The sequence below is a fragment of the Halosimplex salinum genome, from assembly GCF_003730195.1.
In the GTDB taxonomy this organism is placed as follows: domain Archaea; phylum Halobacteriota; class Halobacteria; order Halobacteriales; family Haloarculaceae; genus Halosimplex; species Halosimplex salinum.
The window spans coordinates 138,093-156,129 of record NZ_QWGG01000005.1 but is presented as its reverse complement, the minus strand read 5'-3'; the positions used below and the strand labels follow the sequence as shown (position 1 = coordinate 156,129).

20 protein-coding genes and 1 pseudogene are annotated in these 18,037 nt (G+C 65.8%); 13 read left to right on the top strand and 8 right to left on the bottom strand.

Translation table 11 applies throughout. From position 1 onward, the window contains the following. Window positions 1-93: 93 nt before the first annotated feature. The 4 genes and pseudogenes from D1409_RS14810 (at window position 94) to D1409_RS14795 (ending at window position 3,099) form a co-directional block, all read left to right on the top strand. Window positions 94-1,152, top strand: a complete 1,059-nt coding sequence (locus D1409_RS14810; RefSeq protein ID WP_235853567.1) for a Gfo/Idh/MocA family protein — start codon at window positions 94-96, stop codon at window positions 1,150-1,152. Window positions 1,153-1,608: 456 nt separating this feature from the next. Further along, window positions 1,609-2,040, top strand: a complete 432-nt coding sequence (locus D1409_RS14805; RefSeq protein ID WP_123537768.1) for a dCTP deaminase/dUTPase family protein — start codon at window positions 1,609-1,611, stop codon at window positions 2,038-2,040. Window positions 2,041-2,130: 90 nt separating this feature from the next. Beyond that, a pseudogene (locus D1409_RS14800) lies at window positions 2,131-2,580 on the top strand (GNAT family N-acetyltransferase); the annotation flags it as partial. Between the two features lie 132 nt (window positions 2,581-2,712). After that, complete coding sequence (locus D1409_RS14795; protein ID WP_123537766.1) at window positions 2,713-3,099, top strand: 30S ribosomal protein S6e; 387 nt, start codon at window positions 2,713-2,715, stop codon at window positions 3,097-3,099. Window positions 3,100-3,221: 122 nt separating this feature from the next. On the opposite strand, the gene D1409_RS14790 is transcribed toward D1409_RS14795, so the two are convergent. Further along, on the bottom strand, window positions 3,222-4,394 hold the full coding sequence (locus D1409_RS14790; RefSeq protein ID WP_123537765.1) for an inorganic phosphate transporter: 1,173 nt from the start codon (window positions 4,392-4,394) through the stop codon (window positions 3,222-3,224). A gap of 180 nt (window positions 4,395-4,574) precedes the next feature. Between D1409_RS14790 and D1409_RS14785 the strand changes: the two genes are divergently transcribed. Then, window positions 4,575-5,648 (top strand): glycoside hydrolase family protein, encoded by a 1,074-nt coding sequence (locus D1409_RS14785; RefSeq protein WP_123537764.1) that lies wholly within the window; start codon window positions 4,575-4,577, stop codon window positions 5,646-5,648. 123 nt (window positions 5,649-5,771) lie between these two features. On the opposite strand, the gene D1409_RS14780 is transcribed toward D1409_RS14785, so the two are convergent. Together D1409_RS14780 and D1409_RS14775 are read right to left on the bottom strand one after the other, a co-directional pair. Beyond that, window positions 5,772-6,461 (bottom strand): DUF5828 family protein, encoded by a 690-nt coding sequence (locus tag D1409_RS14780; protein WP_123537763.1) that lies wholly within the window; start codon window positions 6,459-6,461, stop codon window positions 5,772-5,774. Continuing rightward, window positions 6,461-6,640 (bottom strand): hypothetical protein, encoded by a 180-nt coding sequence (locus tag D1409_RS14775; protein ID WP_235853566.1) that lies wholly within the window; start codon window positions 6,638-6,640, stop codon window positions 6,461-6,463. Before D1409_RS14775 ends, D1409_RS14780 begins: the two co-directional genes overlap by 1 nt. Window positions 6,641-6,951: 311 nt before the next feature. On the opposite strand from D1409_RS14775, the gene D1409_RS14770 reads away from it, so the two are divergent. The 5 genes from D1409_RS14770 to D1409_RS14750 all read left to right on the top strand — a co-directional run bounded on the left by D1409_RS14770 (window position 6,952) and on the right by D1409_RS14750 (window position 10,890). Further along, window positions 6,952-7,239, top strand: coding sequence for an amphi-Trp domain-containing protein (locus tag D1409_RS14770; RefSeq protein ID WP_123537761.1), 288 nt, complete (start codon window positions 6,952-6,954; stop codon window positions 7,237-7,239). 95 nt (window positions 7,240-7,334) lie between these two features. After that, entirely contained in the window at window positions 7,335-7,856 is a 522-nt protein-coding gene (locus tag D1409_RS14765) for an Lrp/AsnC family transcriptional regulator (protein WP_123537760.1), read from the top strand. Window positions 7,857-8,119: 263 nt separating this feature from the next. Continuing rightward, complete coding sequence (locus D1409_RS14760; RefSeq protein WP_123537759.1) at window positions 8,120-8,938, top strand: TrmB family transcriptional regulator; 819 nt, start codon at window positions 8,120-8,122, stop codon at window positions 8,936-8,938. A gap of 918 nt (window positions 8,939-9,856) precedes the next feature. Continuing rightward, window positions 9,857-10,228, top strand: coding sequence for a cupin domain-containing protein (locus tag D1409_RS14755; protein ID WP_123537758.1), 372 nt, complete (start codon window positions 9,857-9,859; stop codon window positions 10,226-10,228). Then, window positions 10,225-10,890 (top strand): hypothetical protein, encoded by a 666-nt coding sequence (locus tag D1409_RS14750; RefSeq protein WP_123537757.1) that lies wholly within the window; start codon window positions 10,225-10,227, stop codon window positions 10,888-10,890. The genes D1409_RS14755 and D1409_RS14750 overlap by 4 nt, the downstream gene beginning before the upstream one ends. Here the strand turns inward: D1409_RS14750 and D1409_RS14745 are convergent. The 5 genes from D1409_RS14745 to D1409_RS14725 all read right to left on the bottom strand — a co-directional run bounded on the left by D1409_RS14745 (window position 10,887) and on the right by D1409_RS14725 (window position 15,216). Further along, entirely contained in the window at window positions 10,887-12,752 is a 1,866-nt protein-coding gene (locus tag D1409_RS14745) for a carbon starvation CstA family protein (RefSeq protein ID WP_123537756.1), read from the bottom strand. The two genes, D1409_RS14750 and D1409_RS14745, sit on opposite strands and share 4 nt — an antisense overlap. Before the next feature lie 253 nt (window positions 12,753-13,005). Beyond that, window positions 13,006-14,034 carry an ArsA family ATPase gene (locus D1409_RS14740; protein ID WP_123537755.1) on the bottom strand — a complete coding sequence of 343 codons (1,029 nt, stop codon included), beginning with the start codon at window positions 14,032-14,034 and terminating at the stop codon, window positions 13,006-13,008. A 16-nt stretch (window positions 14,035-14,050) separates the two neighbouring features. Beyond that, complete coding sequence (locus tag D1409_RS14735) at window positions 14,051-14,365, bottom strand: hypothetical protein (protein ID WP_123537754.1); 315 nt, start codon at window positions 14,363-14,365, stop codon at window positions 14,051-14,053. Between the two features lie 123 nt (window positions 14,366-14,488). After that, window positions 14,489-14,713 (bottom strand): zinc-ribbon domain-containing protein, encoded by a 225-nt coding sequence (locus D1409_RS14730; protein WP_123537753.1) that lies wholly within the window; start codon window positions 14,711-14,713, stop codon window positions 14,489-14,491. Between the two features lie 92 nt (window positions 14,714-14,805). Then, window positions 14,806-15,216, bottom strand: a complete 411-nt coding sequence (locus tag D1409_RS14725; protein WP_123537752.1) for an SRPBCC family protein — start codon at window positions 15,214-15,216, stop codon at window positions 14,806-14,808. A gap of 193 nt (window positions 15,217-15,409) precedes the next feature. Between D1409_RS14725 and D1409_RS14720 the strand changes: the two genes are divergently transcribed. From D1409_RS14720 to D1409_RS14710, 3 genes are all read left to right on the top strand, one after another. Further along, entirely contained in the window at window positions 15,410-15,928 is a 519-nt protein-coding gene (locus tag D1409_RS14720) for a hypothetical protein (RefSeq protein ID WP_123537751.1), read from the top strand. 62 nt (window positions 15,929-15,990) lie between these two features. Next, complete coding sequence (locus D1409_RS14715; protein ID WP_123537750.1) at window positions 15,991-16,437, top strand: thiol-disulfide oxidoreductase DCC family protein; 447 nt, start codon at window positions 15,991-15,993, stop codon at window positions 16,435-16,437. Between the two features lie 214 nt (window positions 16,438-16,651). Beyond that, window positions 16,652-17,980, top strand: a complete 1,329-nt coding sequence (locus D1409_RS14710) for a substrate-binding domain-containing protein (RefSeq protein ID WP_123537749.1) — start codon at window positions 16,652-16,654, stop codon at window positions 17,978-17,980. The last annotated feature ends 57 nt before the right edge of the window (window positions 17,981-18,037 follow it).

The following is an 18,037-nucleotide window of genomic DNA, read 5'->3' as shown; positions in this document are numbered from 1 at the left end:
TTTTGCAGCACAGATATACGTTGTAATCGGGACGGCCCGAGTCACGCTTCCGCCAACCCAAGGACTAACGCACCGGGCGAGGGAGGGAGAATCGTGACTTCTCACGACATCGCCTTTATCGGGACCGGCGACGAGGCGGACCTGAAGAACCCCGGACCGGACGGTTTCGCGATGAACTACTACCACGCGGAGGGCTACGAGAGACTCGACGACTGCGAGTTGGTCGCCTGCGCCGACCTCGAACCCGAGCGCGCCGACGCGTTCGCCGCCCGCTTCGACGTCGAGGAAACCTTCGAGGACTACGAGACGATGCTGGCAGAGGCCGAGCCCGACATCGTCTCGATCTCGGTGTGGCCGGATATCCACGCCGACGTAGTGATCGACTGCGCGCGAGCGCCCAGCGTCGACGCCATCCACTGCGAGAAGCCGATGGACCTCACGTGGGGCAACTCGCGACTGATGGCACAGGTGTGCGACCGCCGCGGCGTTCAACTCACGTTCAACCACATGCGCCGATTCAAGCCGACGTGGGTCGAAGCCCGCGAGCGGGTGCAGTCGGGCGCTATCGGCGACCTCGAACGCGTCGAACTCTCGCCGGGCAACATCTACGACGGCGGCACCCACATGATCGACTTCGCGACGGGCGTCGTCGGTGACGTGCCGGCCGAGTGGGTGATCGGCCAGATCGACTACCGCGAGGCGAACCAGTGGTTCGGCGCCCACAACGAGAACCAGGCCCACGCCCACTGGCGCTACGAGAACGGCGTCGACGCCGTCATCTCGACCGGCGTCGGGTCCGCCCTCGTCCCCGCCGACATGCGCTTCGTCGGGAGCGACGGCGTCCTCGAAGTCGGCCCGGAGGAGGGGGACGCGGACCTGCGGTGGCGGACCGACGGCGACGAGTGGACCGCCGAGACCGTCGAGGAAGGGGCCTGGACCGACCCGATCGACGACGCCGTCGCGCACGTCGTCGACTGTCTGGAGAGCGGCGAGGAACCGTCGATCGGCGCCCGCAACGCGCTCAACACCACCGAGATCATCTTCGGCGTCTGGGAGTCTGCGCGCCGACGCGGCCGCGTCGACTTCCCGCTCGAGATCGACGACAACCCGCTGGAGGCGATGGTCGAGGCCGGCGATCTGCAACCGCAGTAGCGGACGAAGCCGCTCACCGTATCGATTCGCGCTGAAGCGTTCAATACAGCCCACAGAGTGAACAATTGCGGTGGCGCGCGCTGTCGCGGCTCTCGTGCCGCGACAGCACCGTGCGAGGGATGAGCAACGCAGCGAAGCGAGTAGCGCAATCGGCTGGGGAGGTGTGAGGTACGGTGCTGTGTGGTGCGTTCCTGGCGGACTGAAAGGGCGAGGCTCGGTCGCGGCGACCGGAGGGAGCGGAGTCGTTGAGCGGGCACTATCCGAGCGGAGCGAGGATATCCCGCTCAGCGACCGCGAGCGGGCCGAGGGCTTTCGTCGCTTGCTGTCTCTTGCGGTCTCTTCAGACCGACTTCCCTTCACGAAATTAGAGTCTGCAACTACTGCTCAAGAAGCACGAACACTGAACGCCGTTCCAGCCGCCCCACTCTTTTGCCGCGAGCGGCCCTGCCCTCGAACGTGACAGACCTGACGGCGTTCGTCGACGGCATCGTCCACGAACCGACCCAGACCGAGGGGCGAGGACTCGACCTCACAGTCACCGAAGTCTACGAGGTGGCCGAACCGGGTCGCGTCGACTTCGGCGGGGGCGAACTCGAAGCGGCCGACCTCGAACCCCACGACCGACAGTACCGGAACGAGGGCGACGACTACCAGTGGTGGCACCTCGACGCGGGCCAGTACCTCCTCGAGTACAACGAGTCGCTGGCCGCCCCCGAGGACGTGGTCGCGACGGTCCAGACCCGCGACGCCGTCCGGGCGCGCGGTGCGTTCCACCCGACGCTCGAACTTTCGGAGCTCGACCGCGTGCCGCTGTCGGTCGGTGGTGCCGGGATCCGGTTGAAGGAGAACGCTCGCGTCTCGACGGTGACGGGCGTCGAGCGGTCGTAGACGGTCACTCTCGGCCCGCTCCCCTCTCGCTCCCGGACGAGCCGCGGACCACGGCCATTCAACTGCGGGGCGCGCGCAGGCCGATCCGAGAGCGACATGGCCACGACCAGATCCGTCCGCGAGGGCGAACTCGACGAACTCCTGGCGCTGTACCGGATGCTCAACCCCGACGACCCGGAGCTCGGCCCCGAGGACGTGGACGACCTGTGGGCCGAGATGGTGGCCGACGACGAACTCGACGTGGTCGTGGTCGAGCACGACGGCCGCCTCGTCGCCTCCTGCGTCCTCTCGGTGACGAAGAACCTGACCCGGGGCGCCCGACCGTTCGCCCTGATCGAGAACGTCGTGACCCACGAGGACTACCGGGGCGAGGGCTTCGGCACGCAGTGCGTCGAAGCGGCCGTCGACCGGGCGAGCGCACGGGACTGCTACAAGGTGATGCTGCTGACGGGCTCCGACGAGGCGTGGAAACACGAGTTCTACGAGTCCTGTGGCTTCGACAGGGAGGCGAAGACGGGGTTCACCCTCGACCTGACGTAGCGAACGAGGGGTGCGCGGAACAGCGGTGGCGGGGGCTGACTCGCCCGGTTCGGCCGACCGTCGTCGCCGAGCGGGGTCGTTCCGAGGAGGCGTTCCGACGGGCTTTTGAAGCCGCGCTGATTTCGGACTTATATGGCAGATTTCACGGTCGCCGTCTCCGACCCGGAGGACGGCCACACCTACCAGATCGAGATCGACGGACAGGACGCGAACCGATTCATCGGTCGAGAGATCGGTGAGGAGGTCGACGGGGGAAGCGTCGGCCTGTCGGGCTACACGCTGGAGATCACCGGCGGCTCCGACGAGACCGGTCGCCCGATGCGCGGCGACGTGCGCGGCACGGAGCTCAAACAGATCATGCTGACGGGCGGCACGGGCTACGACCCCAGCCGCGACGGCGAGCGCAAGCGCGTGACGGTCCGCGGTCGCGAGGTCGGCGACGCGACCCGCCAGATCAACGCCCGGATCGCCGAGCGCGGCGACGAGGACCCCGCCGACCTGCTCGGCGACGACGAGTAAGCCCCCGTTCCTGCCTCCGGTCGAGGCGCCTCCGCGGTCGTTCGTTTTCTCCGTGTGCCGTATGTTGACGTGCTACCGGGAGCCTCGCTCCGCGTCGCGGGAGTGAGTCGGTTAGTCCCCGGTCACAGAACGGCGTCGACGGCGACGAACACGCCGTAACTGATACCGAGCGCGAGCACGAGCGACCCGACCCAGGCGGCCACGGTTTTGAGCATCTTCTCGCGGCTGACCGCGCTGTTGCCGGCGGCGTAGCCGCTACCGACGATGGCGGAGACGATGATCTCGTTGAAGGAGACCGGGATGCCGAAGAAGACGGCGGTCTGGGCGATAGCGAAGGAGGGGATGAGCGCGGCGATAGAGCGGCGGGGGCCGAGCGAGGAGTAGTCCTGCGAGATCGCCTTGATCATCCGCGGGGCGCCGGTCCACGAGCCGATCAGGAGCCCGAGGCCGCCGCCGACGAGGACCGCGATGATCGGGAGTTCGAACGGGTCCAGCAGGGGGACGAGCGGGCCGATCGCGAGGCCGACCTGACTCCCGCCGGCGGAGAAGGCGACGAGGCCGCCGAGGACGAGCAGGAAGTGGCGCTGACCGCGAGCGCTGTCGGCGCGCACGTCCCACCAGAGGACGAGGGCGGCGAGTGCGGCGACCGCGAGCGAGACGAGCGCGCGGACGACGAGCGGGGGGCCGCCGGTCGCGGTCACGCCCGAGGAGACGAGCGACGCCTGCTCGCCGGGCGGGCCGAGGAAGACGAACTGGACGTTGGCGAGGATGACGCCGACCACGCCGGCGAGCGCGGGGACGGCGAGCCGTTCGGACACGCGCTCGCTCCTGAGCAGGCGGGCGGTGGCGTAGGCGATACCGCCGCCGACGAACGGGACGGCGAGCCACAGCGCGCCGATCTGCCGGTACTTGGACCACGCGGGATCCCCGCCGAGGGCGAGGCCGACGCCGACGACGGCGCCGGTCACGGTGAACGCGGTGGCGATCGGGTAGCCGGCGAAGACGCCGATCGCGACCAGGATCGCCGCGGTCAGCAGGCCGACGACGGCGGCGGTCGGCGAGAGCGTCACACCGAGGATCAGTTCCTCACCGACCGCTTCTGTCACGTTGGCGCCCTGGAACACGGCGCCCGCGAGACCGAGGATACCGACCACGAAGCCCGCGCGCATCACCGAGATCGCGTTGGCGCCGACGGCGGGGGCGAAGGGGGTCGACCCCGACGAACCCGCGCCGATCGCCCACGCCATGAACAGACTCGCTCCGGCCGCGATCACAAGTATCGCCAACGATGCCATCTGCGCACGGCTAACGGTGGTTCGTATAATAGCTTGCCGACTGCGGTGGTTCGTGAGAAGACAGCACTGCCGTGGTATCGATACACCCGTATCCAGTCGAAGACGGCGTCTTATAGCCTCTGGACTCCGACGACCACCGCGATCGAAAGAGATATAGTAAATATCCAGACTTGTCGATACGTGATAGATTCGCGCGGAGCCCTGCGGTCGTATCTCAAATACGGACTGCTGATCGGTCTCCTCCTCGGACTGGTCGGTGGCGGGGGCCTGCTGGTCGTACTGCCCGACGCGCCGGAGACCACACAGCAACAACAGCGTGCGTGCGTCTCGCCGGCGAACGAGGTCGGATGGAACTCGTCGCAACCGGCGACGGCGGACCCGATCCAGACGCTTAGCGGGTCGGAGACGATGTCGACGGGGAACGAATCGAGCGTCCGCGTCCAGTTCCGGGCCGAGCGCAAACGCAACAGTTCCGTACTCCCGGGCGTCTCGCACGACAACGTCTTACTGCGTGCTGACGAGAAGACCTATCTCCTATCCCAGTACCACTGCGCGCACCTCCTCGAAACCGACGGGGAGCGGATCCCCCAGTCGGGAGGCTGGGAGACCAACCGGACCGATGTCTTCTACGAGGTGAAGCCGCCTGGGACGTCGATTGACACGATGTTGCGTGCCGAAGACCGCTGGTACGCGTACGCACAGGGAGCCGTCTTCGTCAGCGACTCGCTGACCGGGGACTGGACAGCGTACCGACTTCCGGAACACCTCGACGACGCCGGCGTTTACTACGAAGACCAGACTTTCCACATGTTCTACGAGGCAGGGAACACCACCGGCCTCTCGGGCTCCGCGATCGGGCACGCCACTTCGTCGGACGGGGTCAGCAACTGGACCGAGGGACAGCCTGTCTACGAGTCTGAAAACGGGTTCAAGACCGGCGACTACGATGTTATCGAGCAAGACGGCATCTACCTGATATTCGCCGACCACACGAGAGTCCATCCGAACTACACGGTCTCACTGTTCGCGACGGAGTCGCTTTCGTCGAACTTCACGCACGTCGGAACCGTTGCCCGACCGTTCCGGAACGACACGGCACAGCCGGAACGGGGCATCCAGGACGCGACAGTCCGCTACGACCCCACCAGAGAGGCGTACGTCCTCTACACTCACGTCCACGAGGAACGCCGACGACTCCACAGTTCGACGCTCACCATCGACGTCGAAAACGTCTCGCAGGCCGGTTCCAGGTAGCCGACCCCACTTCGCCCATCGCACGGTTCAATCATGACGGTGTCTCCGCCGAACCGACCGACGGCGGCGCTTACCGGCGTCGAGCGTGGACTCCGCGAACCAGTCGGGCCGGAAATCGACCCGTCAGGTCGTCTCGGCGTCGGCCTCGGCTTCGGGGTCGGGGGCTTCGACGCCTTCGGCGGCCTCTGCGGCGTCGGTGGCCTTCTCGGTATCGACGTGCCAGCGGTCGACCGCCGACTCGTAGTCGGCGAGTTTGTTCGAGACCATGATCTTCAGGTCGTCGTCGTTGACGTTGATCTCGAAGACGTACTCCGGTCGGTCGTCGCCGTTGACCCGCTGGAGGTTCGCGCTGATCAGTTCGTTGTCGAAGTAGTAGGGCGCGATCTGGGTCATCACGTTGCGGTAGACGGCGTCCTCGACCTTCCTGACGGCCTTCCGGCCCGCCGAGTCCGCCGCGCGGGCGACGTAGTCCAGCGACTCGCCCCACTTGTCGACGGCCTCGTCCGGCTCGTCCAGATTCTCGTAGGACTCGGTGAGTTTCTCGCCGGCGGTCTGCAGGTCCTCGTCCGGCCCCTTGCCGGCTTTCTCCCCCTCGCCTTCCTCGACACTGGCCTGGTCGGCGGTCTTCTCGTTGACGTCCTCGTCGAGGCGCTCGTGGCTCTTCGGTCGCCACTCGTCGAACTCGTCGAGCGGCGCCGTCGGGACAGACTCGTCGTCGCTGAGGTCCTTCAGCGCGCGGACGATGCGCTCTCCGTGTTCGACGGCGTCGACCCACCCGCCACGGGTCTTGAAGCCTGAGACGCTCTCTTCCATTATCGTCCGTAGGTGAGCAGCGTCGCGACCTCGTCTATCTTTCGCTTCGCGCGCCCCACCAGGATCTGGGGTTTCGCGACTGTACGCATCTCGTCTTCGGGGACCTCGATGCGCGCGCCGCCGAACGGGTCGCGGTCGTCCGCGTCGCCGTCGCTCGCCGCGTCGACGACGCTTGTCATACTGCAACGACCGCAGGTCTCTGTCTCTTTCGGAGCCATCGATTCGTCATCCGGTTGGCTCTCTGCGCGTTTAAACTTTGCCAGCCATCTTTTTCCCGGAGGGGTCGCCGCCGGCGACCCCTCCGACAAGAACATGGGTGAAAAAGGCCGAAGCCTCGCTTCGCTCGGCTTCGGTGTCCGCGGGAGTGAGCGCCGCGAACGACCGCGGACTCGTCAGAGCTTGCTCTGACGGTGAATCGCGCTCACTGCGTTCGCGCGAATGCTCAGTACAGGGGATTCACTTATCGGCGCAGGCGGCGTATTGTTTCTGTATGCCTGAAGAAGTCCTGTTCAAATCAGAAACTGACCAGCCCCGAGAAGAAATTGCATTGTATCTTCGCCGCGTCGCTGATAGGCTCGAACAGGGAGAGGGGGTCACGTTCAAATCTGGCTCCGAGTCTGTAACACTGAACCCCCCTGCCCGGCCAACCTTCGAGGTCAAAGCTGAACGCGAAGGTCCGGCTGGCAACATGACTGAACGCAGTATCGAGTTCGAACTCGAATGGGACGAGAACGGGAGTGAGGGAAGTGGCGAAAGCGGCCAGTTAGAAATCGAGTGATAGGTTCAGATGCGGAATTATCAGACGGACTGCTTCAATCTCTGCTCGTAAAGGGCCCATGCGGACTTTTCAGTCGCCCCGTCCAAGGATACCGTATGGACGACAGCCCACTTGACGACGTGGACCGGAGCATCTTGCACCAACTTCAACTCGACTCCCGCCAGACCGATACGGAGATCGCCGAGAAGGTGGATGTGACCTCCACGACAGTCCGGAATCGCCTCGACAAACTCGAAAGGAAGGGTGTGATCCGGGGCTACCACCCCGAGATCAACTACGAGCAAGCGGGCTACCCCCTCCACGTTATGTTCGTCTGCACGGTCAATCCGAATAAACTGGACTCGCTGAGCGAACAGATCCTCGACATTCGCGGTGTGGTGACCACCCGCGAGTTGCTTGGGGGCGAACGGAATGTCCACGTCGAGGTCGTCGCCGGCACGGTCAGGGAGATCGAAGAGATCCGCAACGAACTGGCGGGCTTGGGCATGACGATCAACAGTTCCGAGATTATCTCCGAGACGCAGGTCCAGTCATGGGATCACTTCTATCCACAGTCGGGCCCCGACGCGCGCCAGGACGACGACACCGGCGACGGGTCGGAAAACGATCAAGGATAGCCGGGAGATCGCTTGAAATTTTCAAATCAATCCGCGTCTATAGACTCTCAGCCCACATCTGGATTTCAATATACCCACCGATAACCGATTTGGGTTGGATTTTCCAAATGTATTAATTATATGGGTAAAAGGGCTTATTCGTTTAGGAATTCTTGCCACGGTATGTCCGAATCAACCGAAGCGGTACCCAATACCTTCAATACATTGTCTGTTCCCGTTCGTAGGGACCCCTCTCAATCAGTCGGACTTGACAGGGCAACCTAATGATAGCAGAGCAGCGTAAAGCCGAGACGGTGAGTCTGTTGCAGGATCTCGGACTCAAAGAGTACGAGGCGCGGTGTTTCCTGGCATTGACCCAACTCCCGGCGGGGACCGCCAAGACAATCAGCGAGATGTCGGATGTTCCGCGGACCCGGGTGTACGACGCCGTCCGAGTGCTGGAGTCGAGAGGGCTGGTCGAAGTACAGCACGGGTCCCCTCAGCAGTTTCGCGCGGTCAGCATCGAGGAGGCAACCGCGACCCTCCGTCAGCAGTACGACACGCGGATCGACACCCTCCAGTCACACCTCGAAGCGTTCGACATCCAACCGGAGGACGACGACAGCGACCCAATGCAGGAGGTATGGGCGCTGTCCGGCCACGACGGCATCGAGTCCCGGACACACACGCTACTGGAGGACGCCGAATCGGAGATCGTCCTGTTGGTCGTCGAGGAGGAACTGTTGACAGAGGCGTTGTACGAGCGGCTCCACGACGCGGTTGACCGCGGTGTCAACGTGATCATCGGTGGCGAGACGGACGCGATCATCGCCAAGCTCGGTACCGAGCTGCCATCTGTGAAGGTGTTCGAAACCGAACTGGACTGGCTCCTCGGGCCCGCGAACGACGACGAGGTTGCCATCAGCCGCCTACTGTTGGTTGACCGCACAAAATTGCTGGTCAGTTCCTTCTACCCGGACGCCGACCACGACGAATCACACGAGCAGGCGGTCTTCGCCGACGGCCTAGACAACGGTATCGTCGTCCTCCTTCGCCGGATAATCTCATCGGGGCTGCTCCCCCTGACGAACCCGGTGAAATAGTCAGGCAGCGGTTCCGGGTTCAGACTGCACGAACAGCATGATGACTACAGGAAATAGATTGACGAACCGTTGGGAGTCTCCCTCAAAGGCGCAGTAGCGGGTAATCCAAAAGGATGACGCTCATACCACTGACGGAAGCGCCAGTCATGTAGCGGTTACTCCCCGACAGTCCGGTGGGATGTGACATGGGGGGTCGTCGTTGCACACAAACAGAACGGTTAATCCGGAGTCACAACTGTCGAAAGAATAGGACCATTCTCATCCCAGCAGTGTACTCAATACAGGTGGGTTAGTGAGCAGATTGCGGTGACGCGCGCTGTCGTCTCGGAATCGCTCGCGATTCCGAGGGCCGTCAGAGCGTGCTCTGACGTTGGCGGCCTCCGTGCCGCGACGAAGCCGCGCGAGGTCTTCGTGAACGGAGTGAACGAAGGCTTGTCAGAGCTTGCTCTGACAGTGGATGAGGAGCGTCGTCCGAGAGGGCGAAGCTCTCTCGTGATCTCGAAAATCTTCGATTCTCGGTGACAGCGAAGCGAGCACCACAATCGGTTGGGGAGGCGTGAGGCTGTTTTGCGGTGCTGTGTGTGGCGGAGCGGTCCTGGCGTCCTGACGAGCGGAGCGAGTCAGGGCTCGGAAGACGAACGGAGTGAGTCTTCCGGCGGACTGAAAGGGCGAGGCGCGCTCGCGGGCGAAGCCCGCAGTCGACTGAGCGGCCCCTATCCGACCGGAGGGAGGATATGTCGCTCAGGGACCGTGAGCGCGCCGAGGGCTTTCGTCGCTTGCTGTCTCTTGCGGTCTTTTCAGACCGACTTCTCTTCGCGAAATTAGGGTCTGCAACTACTGCTCAAGAAGCATGCGCTCCAGAACGCCACCGGAAATCCAGGAGGACGTTTTTATCGCCCGCGCTCGTTCGACTGCGACATGGGTTACCATCACGTGGTCGTGTCGGAACTCGACCCGACACCGGACCGGCCGAGCGTCCGGCGGTCGGTCTCGGAGGCGGCGGGGCTGGAGAACGTGGCGGTGAACCGCTACGAGGTCGAACCCGGCGAGTCGGTCCCGCTGGCCTATCACTACCACGACGAACAGGAGGAGGTGCTGTACGTCCTCTCGGGGACACTGTCCGTCGAGACGCCCGAGCGGACCTACGAGGTCGGCGCCGACGAGGCGCTCGCTGTCGAGCCCGACAGCCCACAGCGCGCGTACGTGGCCGAGAGCGCGGACGGGCGAGCGGTCGTGCTGGCGATCGGCGCGCCGGCCGTCGACGACGTCCATCCCTACGAGGAATCATGAGCGACGGAGAGACCGCCGACGGTGGCGACGGCGAGCCCGAGACGGCGGAGACGGACGAAGCGGTCGCCGCCGAACTGGACGAGGCGACGTCGACGGGGGGAGAGATACCCGAGGACGTGCCGGTGTGGGACGACGAGTACGTCGACCGGGTGAGCGACCGGCTCATGTACAACTTCGACCTCGAACGGGACCGGTCGGTCGCGGGCGAGCGGTTCGTCCTGTACGGGCGGATGGACATCACGAGTCAGAAGCACTTCTTCCACCCGTCGCTGAACTACGCCAACCACGGGGCGACGGAACACCTGTTCGCGACGCGGCGCGACGGTGCGAGCGTCGCGGACGTGGAGCGCTACGTCGAGCTGGCGCACGACCTGGCCGAGGAGTGGATCGATGCCGACGAGGAACACTACAGCACGGACTTCACGTTCGCGCTGGTCGTCCCGCGTATCCGCGACGACGTTCGCGAGTTCGTCTCCGGGTTCAAGGACCGAACGCTGCTCAAGTTCGGTTACTACGGCCACTACGAGGTGAACCTGGTCGTCGTCGCGCCCGAGGAAGAAGATATCGTCACGAGTCGGGCGACGGACCTGGACAGCGCGTTCGCGCTGTGGGAGTCGCCCGACGAGTCCGAGTCGTCGGGACTCCTCGACAGACTCTTCTAGTCGTCACCGGGTTCGACGGGGCCGCTACCGCCGGATCCGACGATGGCGTCGCGGTCGAGACCGTCGCGGGCCTCTCTGATGTTCCGGTAACTGAGCCGGACGATCCCGACGATGAGCCCGACGAGGACCAGCGCGATGACGCTCTGGAGCCCCAGCGAGAGGGCGCCGACGGTGCCCTCGTAGTTGCCGGCGATGATGTCGGTCGGGTTGCGATAGAGGCCGATGGTCAGCAGCGCGACGACGGTCACGGCGAGCATGAACACCAGCGGGACGCCGGTGCTGATCAGCTGTTTGTTGTCGTCCCAGTTCGCCAGCCAGACGGTCGCGACCAGCAGCGCCAGCGCGGCGAGGGCCTGGTTGGCGCCGCCGAACAGCGGCCAGATGTTCGCCCACTGGCCCGAGGCGACCAGCATGTAGCCGGCGAGCGAGAGGATGCCGGCGTTGACGTAGCGATTAGTCACCGTCCGCTCGACGCTGGTCTCCGGCGCGCCGACGACTTCCTCGAGCATGTAGCGGCCGAGGCGCATCGCCGTGTCGGTGCTGGTCAGCAGGAAGCTGACGAACACCAGCCCGATGAACGTCGCGGCGGCGGTGACGCCGATACCGAAGACGGTCAACAGCGCGCCGCCACCGGCGGGGAAGGTGATCAGCGCGTTGGTCAGCGAACTGCCCGCGCCGACGACGAGCGACACCGCGAGGACCGCGGTGATCCCCAGCAGTCCCTCGCCGAGCATGCCGCCGTAGCCGATGAGGCGGGCGTCGCTCTCCTTGTCGAGTTGCTTCGCGGTCGTCCCCGAGGAGACCAGCGAGTGGAAGCCGCTGATCGTCCCGCACGCGATGGTGACGAACAGGAACGGGAACAGCGGCCCGAGATCGCTGTGGACGAAGCCGTTCCAGGCCGGGATCTGCGTCGTCAGCGACGACACCTCGACGCCCTCGATGCCGGCCGAGGCGATGTTCAGGTCGACGGGGGTGAACCCGATGATCGTGCCGACGATCGCGGCGAGGATCATCCCGCCGACGCCGGTGTACAGCAGGCTCGACGTGAGGAAGTCGCGCGGCTGGAGGAGTACCCACACCGGGAGGACGCTCGCGGCGAAGGCGTAGATGACGGTGACGAGGACCCAGCCGGCGAAGTTCGGGTTCGTGGCGCCCGCCAGCGGCAGGAACTCGCCGCCGCTCCCGAAGAGGACGATCGTGTTCGCCGGGAGCCGCCCGGTGGCGAACAGCGCGAGCGGGTACTCCAGCCCGACCCAGACGCCGCCGAACACCATGGCGACGAAGGCCACCGCGCCCGGCAGGAACGGGCCGTCGAGCTGGTAGAGGTACACGCCGAACACGATCGCGAGCGCGATGTAGATCACGGACGCCGTCGCGGCCCACGGGAACGCGTCGAGCACCGCGCCGATCAGGTAGGCGAACGCGGCGATGACGAGGATAATCGTCAGGTACGCGAACCACAGCAGCATGTTCTTCCCGCGCTCGCCCACGTACTGCCCGATGATGTACCCGATCGACTTCCCCTCGTGTCGCACGCTCGACGACAGCGACATGAAGTCGTGGACCGCGCCGAATATCGGGTTCCCGACCGCGATCCAGATCAGCGCCGGCAACCACCCGAACGCCGCGGCCGCCGTGATCGGCCCCGCGATCGGGGCGCCCCCGGCGATACTCGAGTAGTGATGCCCGAGCAAGACGGGTTTCTTCGACGGCACGTACTCCTGGCCGTCGTCGTACTTGTGTGCCGGTGTCTCCCGTTCGTCGTCCAGCTCGACGAACCTCGCCAGGTATCGGGAGTACCCGATATACCCCACCGAGAACGTTGCCAGTGCCACTATCGCGAGCCACATCACCTGTACCATTGGTGTGTCACCTCACACCGTACATCACGAAAGAACACTATAAAACCTGAACATTATAATACAACATACCCGACAATTACCGACGAAAACTGGGCCGAGAGCGAGCGAACGGCATCATCGGTCCGCGGGATGCGTGGGGAGGAGGGGCGGCAGTCGCGAGTCGCGTCCGATAAGTGTCACTGAAGAGATGACAAATACGTCGCTACCGTGGTCGGTGCGCGTGACAGCGAGGTGGGGCGACCCGCGCGCGCCCTCACACCTCCGCCGAGGCCGCCTCGACGTCGATCGCCAGTTCATCGGCCACGTCGGCGAGCAGGTCGCCCCGTACCTCGCGGACGCGCGACTCGATCTCGGCGACGACCGGTTCGTCGAACCCGTCGCGGATCCGGCCGATCCGCTCGCGCTCGGTCGCGACACGGTCGCGGAGGTACCGGCCGCCGCGTCCCCGGTCGTCGTCGTCCGGCGACGGCGTGACCTTGTTCACGACGAGGCCTTCGACGCCGAGCCCCTGTTTGCCCATCTCGGCGACCGAGCGCTCGGTCTCCCGGATCGAGAGGTCGTCCGGGTTGAGCACGAGGAAGAACGCAGACCGCTCGCGGAGGGCCCGGCCCGCGAACTCGAATTTCTCCTTGCGACCCTGCAGGTGGGCGATCAGCGGGTCCTCGTCGAGCTTCCGCCGGGCCTCCTTCTCGCCGATGGCGGCCTTCTCGAAGAGGTCGAGCGACTTCGTGCGCTTCTGGACGAGTCGCTCGATCCAATCGCCGAGGAAGTCGGGGAGCGCGAGCAGGCGGAGGGTGCCGCCGGTCGGCGAGGTGTCGAAGACGACGCGGTCGTACTCGCCGGCCTCGCTGCTCGCGGGTCGTTCCTCCCCGCTCGCACTTTCCGAGGCGTCTGGCGACGCCTCGCGCATCACCTGTATAAACCGGTCGAACAGCGCGGCCTCGTACGCGCCGGGCGTCCGGTGAGCGAGTTCGATCTGGCGGTCGATCTCGTTGACGATCGCGGCGCTGACCTGTTCGGTCATGCGCCGGCGGATGTCCCGCATGTGACGCTCGACCTCCTCGTCGGGGTCGATCTCCATCGCCCAGAGGTTCTCGTGGCCCTCGACTGCGGCCGGGTCGTCGCCGAACTGCTGGCCGAACACGTCCGAGGTGCTGTGGGCCGGGTCCGTCGAAACGACGAGGGTCTTCAGCCCCGCGTTCGCGCACTTGAGCGCGTAGGCGCTGGAGACGGTCGTCTTGCCGACGCCGCCCTTGCCGCCGAAGAAGACGAACTCGTCCACGACTACTCCCCCCACATCAGTGGAAGTGGTACTGCTGGCCCTTGCGTTCGAGGAGCGACCCGCGGTCCCACATGCGCCGCTCCCACCCTTCGAACTCGTCGGCGAGGTAGGGCAGGAGTTCGACCGTGTAGTACGAGACGGGGCTCGGGATGCCGAAGGCGTCGGCGAAACACGCGAACAGGAACGTGTCCTCGACGTCCTCGGCCTCCTTCTCGATCTTCTCGAAGGCCGGGTGCTCGATAAGCCCGTGATACAGCCCGTGATACCACTCGTGCAGCCACTCCCGGAACGCCTCGATACGCCGGGCGAGTGACCGGCCGTCGTCTGTCATGATTGTTCGTTCACCTCCGGTCGACTTAAATCTGTGAGCGGTCCGCCGGGAGCGACACCCCCGACCGGACCGTCGGCCGCCGCTCTCACTCCCGCCGAGCGGTCGTGGCGTCCGCGCTGGCGGTCAGCAGGCGCACCCGGTCGTCCCGACGGACCGCTCGAACGTCATCCCCTCTCCACAGGACGGGCACGTCGGCGGGTCGTCGCCGTCGACCGCGAGGACGAGGATCCGCTCCTCGCAGTCGTGACACCAGTAGGCACCCTCGGACTCTCGCGTCGGGTCCTCGCCGCGACTGGGATTCTGGGACGAGGCCCGGAGCACCTCCGATATCGTCGACAGTACACCCATGGGTGTCAGCACGTGCGACCGGCGGGGACTAAAGTCGTATGCGGTCGTGTGACACATTCGCACGATCGCCGACGGCCGCGGTTCGGGGGACGTCACTCGAGATCCGCGGCGAGTCGTTCGAGCGCTCTGTCGAGTTCGCCGCGGCGCTTCCAGGCGGCCACGCGGTCGGAGACCGCGGCGAGCGGGAGTCCGAGACTCACTCCCGAGCGGGCGGTGACGACCGTCCCCTCGTCCTCGGGTTCCCAGGCGAGTTCGGTCCACATCTCGTCGAACGGGCCCTCGTCGCCGACCTGTTCGTAGCGCAGGCCGTCTTCGCGGTCCTCGAACCGGAGCGAGACGCCGATGCCGCGGGCGCCGGCCGTGACGACCGTCGCCCCCTCGCGCTCCTCGACGTCGAGCACGTCGAAGCTTCCCTCGTACTCGACGACGACCGGAGGTTCGAGCGCTCGCCGCACCTCCGCGGGCGTGGCACCGACGAACCGCTCGACCGTGACTTCGCGCATCGACCGGTGTCTCGCGGCCGCGCGGTATAAACGCTGGCCCGGACACGGACCCGACGACAGGTCGCTGACGGCCCGGAGCGTGGGGAAACGCTTAGGAGCGCGCCGGCCGATCGCTCGGTGACATGTGTGGGGTTCAGGTGCGACAGCGCGTGCCGAGGAGCGCCGCGTCCGTTCGAACGAGGGGAGTGGCGGTATGACCGACGACGACCAGCCGGTCGGGCCGGGGGAGCGATCCCGGCGCGGACTGACGCGCCGGGCCGCCATGGGCGCGCTCGCCGCGCCGATGGCGGTCGGCGGCTGTCTCGGCCTCGGCGGCGAGTCGCGCGACACGATCGTCCTCACCGGCCTCGAACTGTACAACTGGACGAGCGAGCCCATCGAGGTCGCGGTCACGCTCTCGATCGACGGGTCCGAAGCGTTCGAGACGACGACGAGCGTCGCCAGTTCGTCGTCGAGCCGGATCAGACGGGACTGGTCGGGCGACCCCGGGTCCTACCGTCTGCGGGCCGACGTGGTCGACGCCTCGCTCGGCCTGGACGCCCAGCTCCCCGACGGCGGCTGGCGTCGCGGCCGCTGTGCCTGGGCGGAGGTCGACTTCGGCAGTCCGAACCGGGAGCGCGAGATCGGCGGCGCCACGGAGACGGTGTCGGCCGGCACCCGACTGCGGGAGAACGACGAGGGTCCCTTCGGCGAGGAGTGCCCTTCGGAGTAGATCTGCGGGGTCGGCGACCGCCGAACTGTCCTTCAAGTACGTGGGTGGCGTAGATCCGCCCGATGGTCGCATCGATCCCACGAGACAAGCCGATCCTGCTGTTCGACGGCGTCTGCAACCTCTGTAACGGGTCGATCCAGTTCGTCGTCGACCACGACCCCGAGGGAACGTTTCGGTTCGCGCCCCTCCAGTCCGAGGCCGCCGAGCAGTTGCTGGACGACGTCGGGTTCGACGACTACGACTTCGACACGTTCGTCCTGATCGACGGCGGCGACTACTACACGAAGTCGGAGGCCGCGCTGCGCGTGGCCAGCGGACTCGAGTCTCCGTGGTCGCTCGCCGGCGTGTTACGGGTGATCCCGCGTCCCCTTCGTGACGCCGTCTACGATACCGTCGGGCGCCACCGCTACGCGATATTCGGCAAGAAAGCCCAGTGTATGATCCCCACGCCCGAAATCCGAGACCGGTTCGTCGAGATGGACCCGATGGGCGCGAAGTCGGACGATTGAGCGCCCTCAGACGGAGGCGCGCCACCGACCGGTCGTCACGGCCACCCCGCCGAGTGACCGATAATACGATCACTCCGCCGAGTGATTGACAATACGAGCACCCCCCGAGTGGCCGACAATACGATCAGTCACGACGGGCTCTCCCGGATAATGTCAGAATTACGAGTGTCGTAGGGGCCGTCTTACTATAGTTCGTGTGGAGTTTTGACGTGGTATGGGATCGCAAGATGGTGTGGAGTCGGACGGTTCGGTCTCGATCGACGTGGGGACGAGCATCAGCCGGCGCAGCGTAATGAAGCAGATCGGTGCGGCGAGCGCCGCCCTGGGGCTGGCCGGGTGTCAGACGAGCGACGGTGACGGCGACGGCGACGGTGACGGCGACGGCGACGGCGACGGCGACGGGAACGTCGGTGGCGACGGCGCGGCACAGAGCGGCGACTTCGAGTTCTCGCGCCATCCGGCGGTCGCACCGCCAGGCTGGGACCCCTCGAAGACGCGCGAGGGGTCGGGACAGAACGAGCGGACGGCCGTGTTCGTCCTCCAGAACATCGACAACCCCTTCTTCATCCCGATGACCTGCGGGTTCCACGACGCGCTCAACGTCTTCGGGTGGGACGGACAGGTGACCGGGCCGCCCGCGGACGGCGGCATCCCGGACCAGGTGAGCCTCATCGAGCAGAACGTCTCGAACATGGAGGCCGGCGACGTACTCGTGACGACGGTCCTCAACAACGAGGCGTACAACGAGGCCATCCAGACCGCGCTCGACAACGACGTGGCCGTCGTCAACGGCCACTCGACGCCGGCCACGCGGGACTGGAACTACGACTACATGATGGACGACGTCGGGTTCGAATACCGGGGCGAACCGATGGTCGTTCCCCACGTGGGCATCCGGGACGCCCGCGGCGGCGCGGCGATGGCCGCCGAAGCCTACGACCGCCTCCAGCAGGAGATCCCCGACAAGGACGAGTACACGGTCCTGGTCACCAACGAACTGCCCGACAACCCGTCGGTCACCCGTCGAGTCAACGCGGACGCGGCCGACCTCGGGACCGCAGAGCGGTACTTCGACGCACAGAGCGATCCGTCGGTGAGCCTCTACAACGACCAGATCATCAACCCGCCGGCGAACATCGCCGACGCGCAGACGGAGATCATCGACACGATCTCGGGCGCCGACGTAGACGGCGTCGTCTGTTCGGCGTTCTGGGGCGCGGTCGGCGCGGGCCAGGCACTGGAGTCCGGCGAACTGGACGGGCCGATGGTCGTCTGCGGGTTCGACCTCCTGCGACCGTTGCTCGAACAGATCGAGGCGGGGAACGTCGACTTCACGGTCGGGCAGGACCCGTACAGTCAGGGGTTCCAGAACGTCCCGCTGGCGTGGATGTATCTCGAACGCGGCATCGAGATGAAAGACCTCGAGTGGGGCGTGTCGGTCTGGGACGAGGACAACGTCGACTTCGCGCTGGAGCGGCGGTCGTGGGCCGGCGACGGCGGGCTCCTCCAGTGGCAGGAGGAGAACTACGACTTCCTGCAGTGACGGGGTCGCCCGCAGTGACCGGTGTCGCCCGGACGATCGCACCCACGTTCGCGCCTT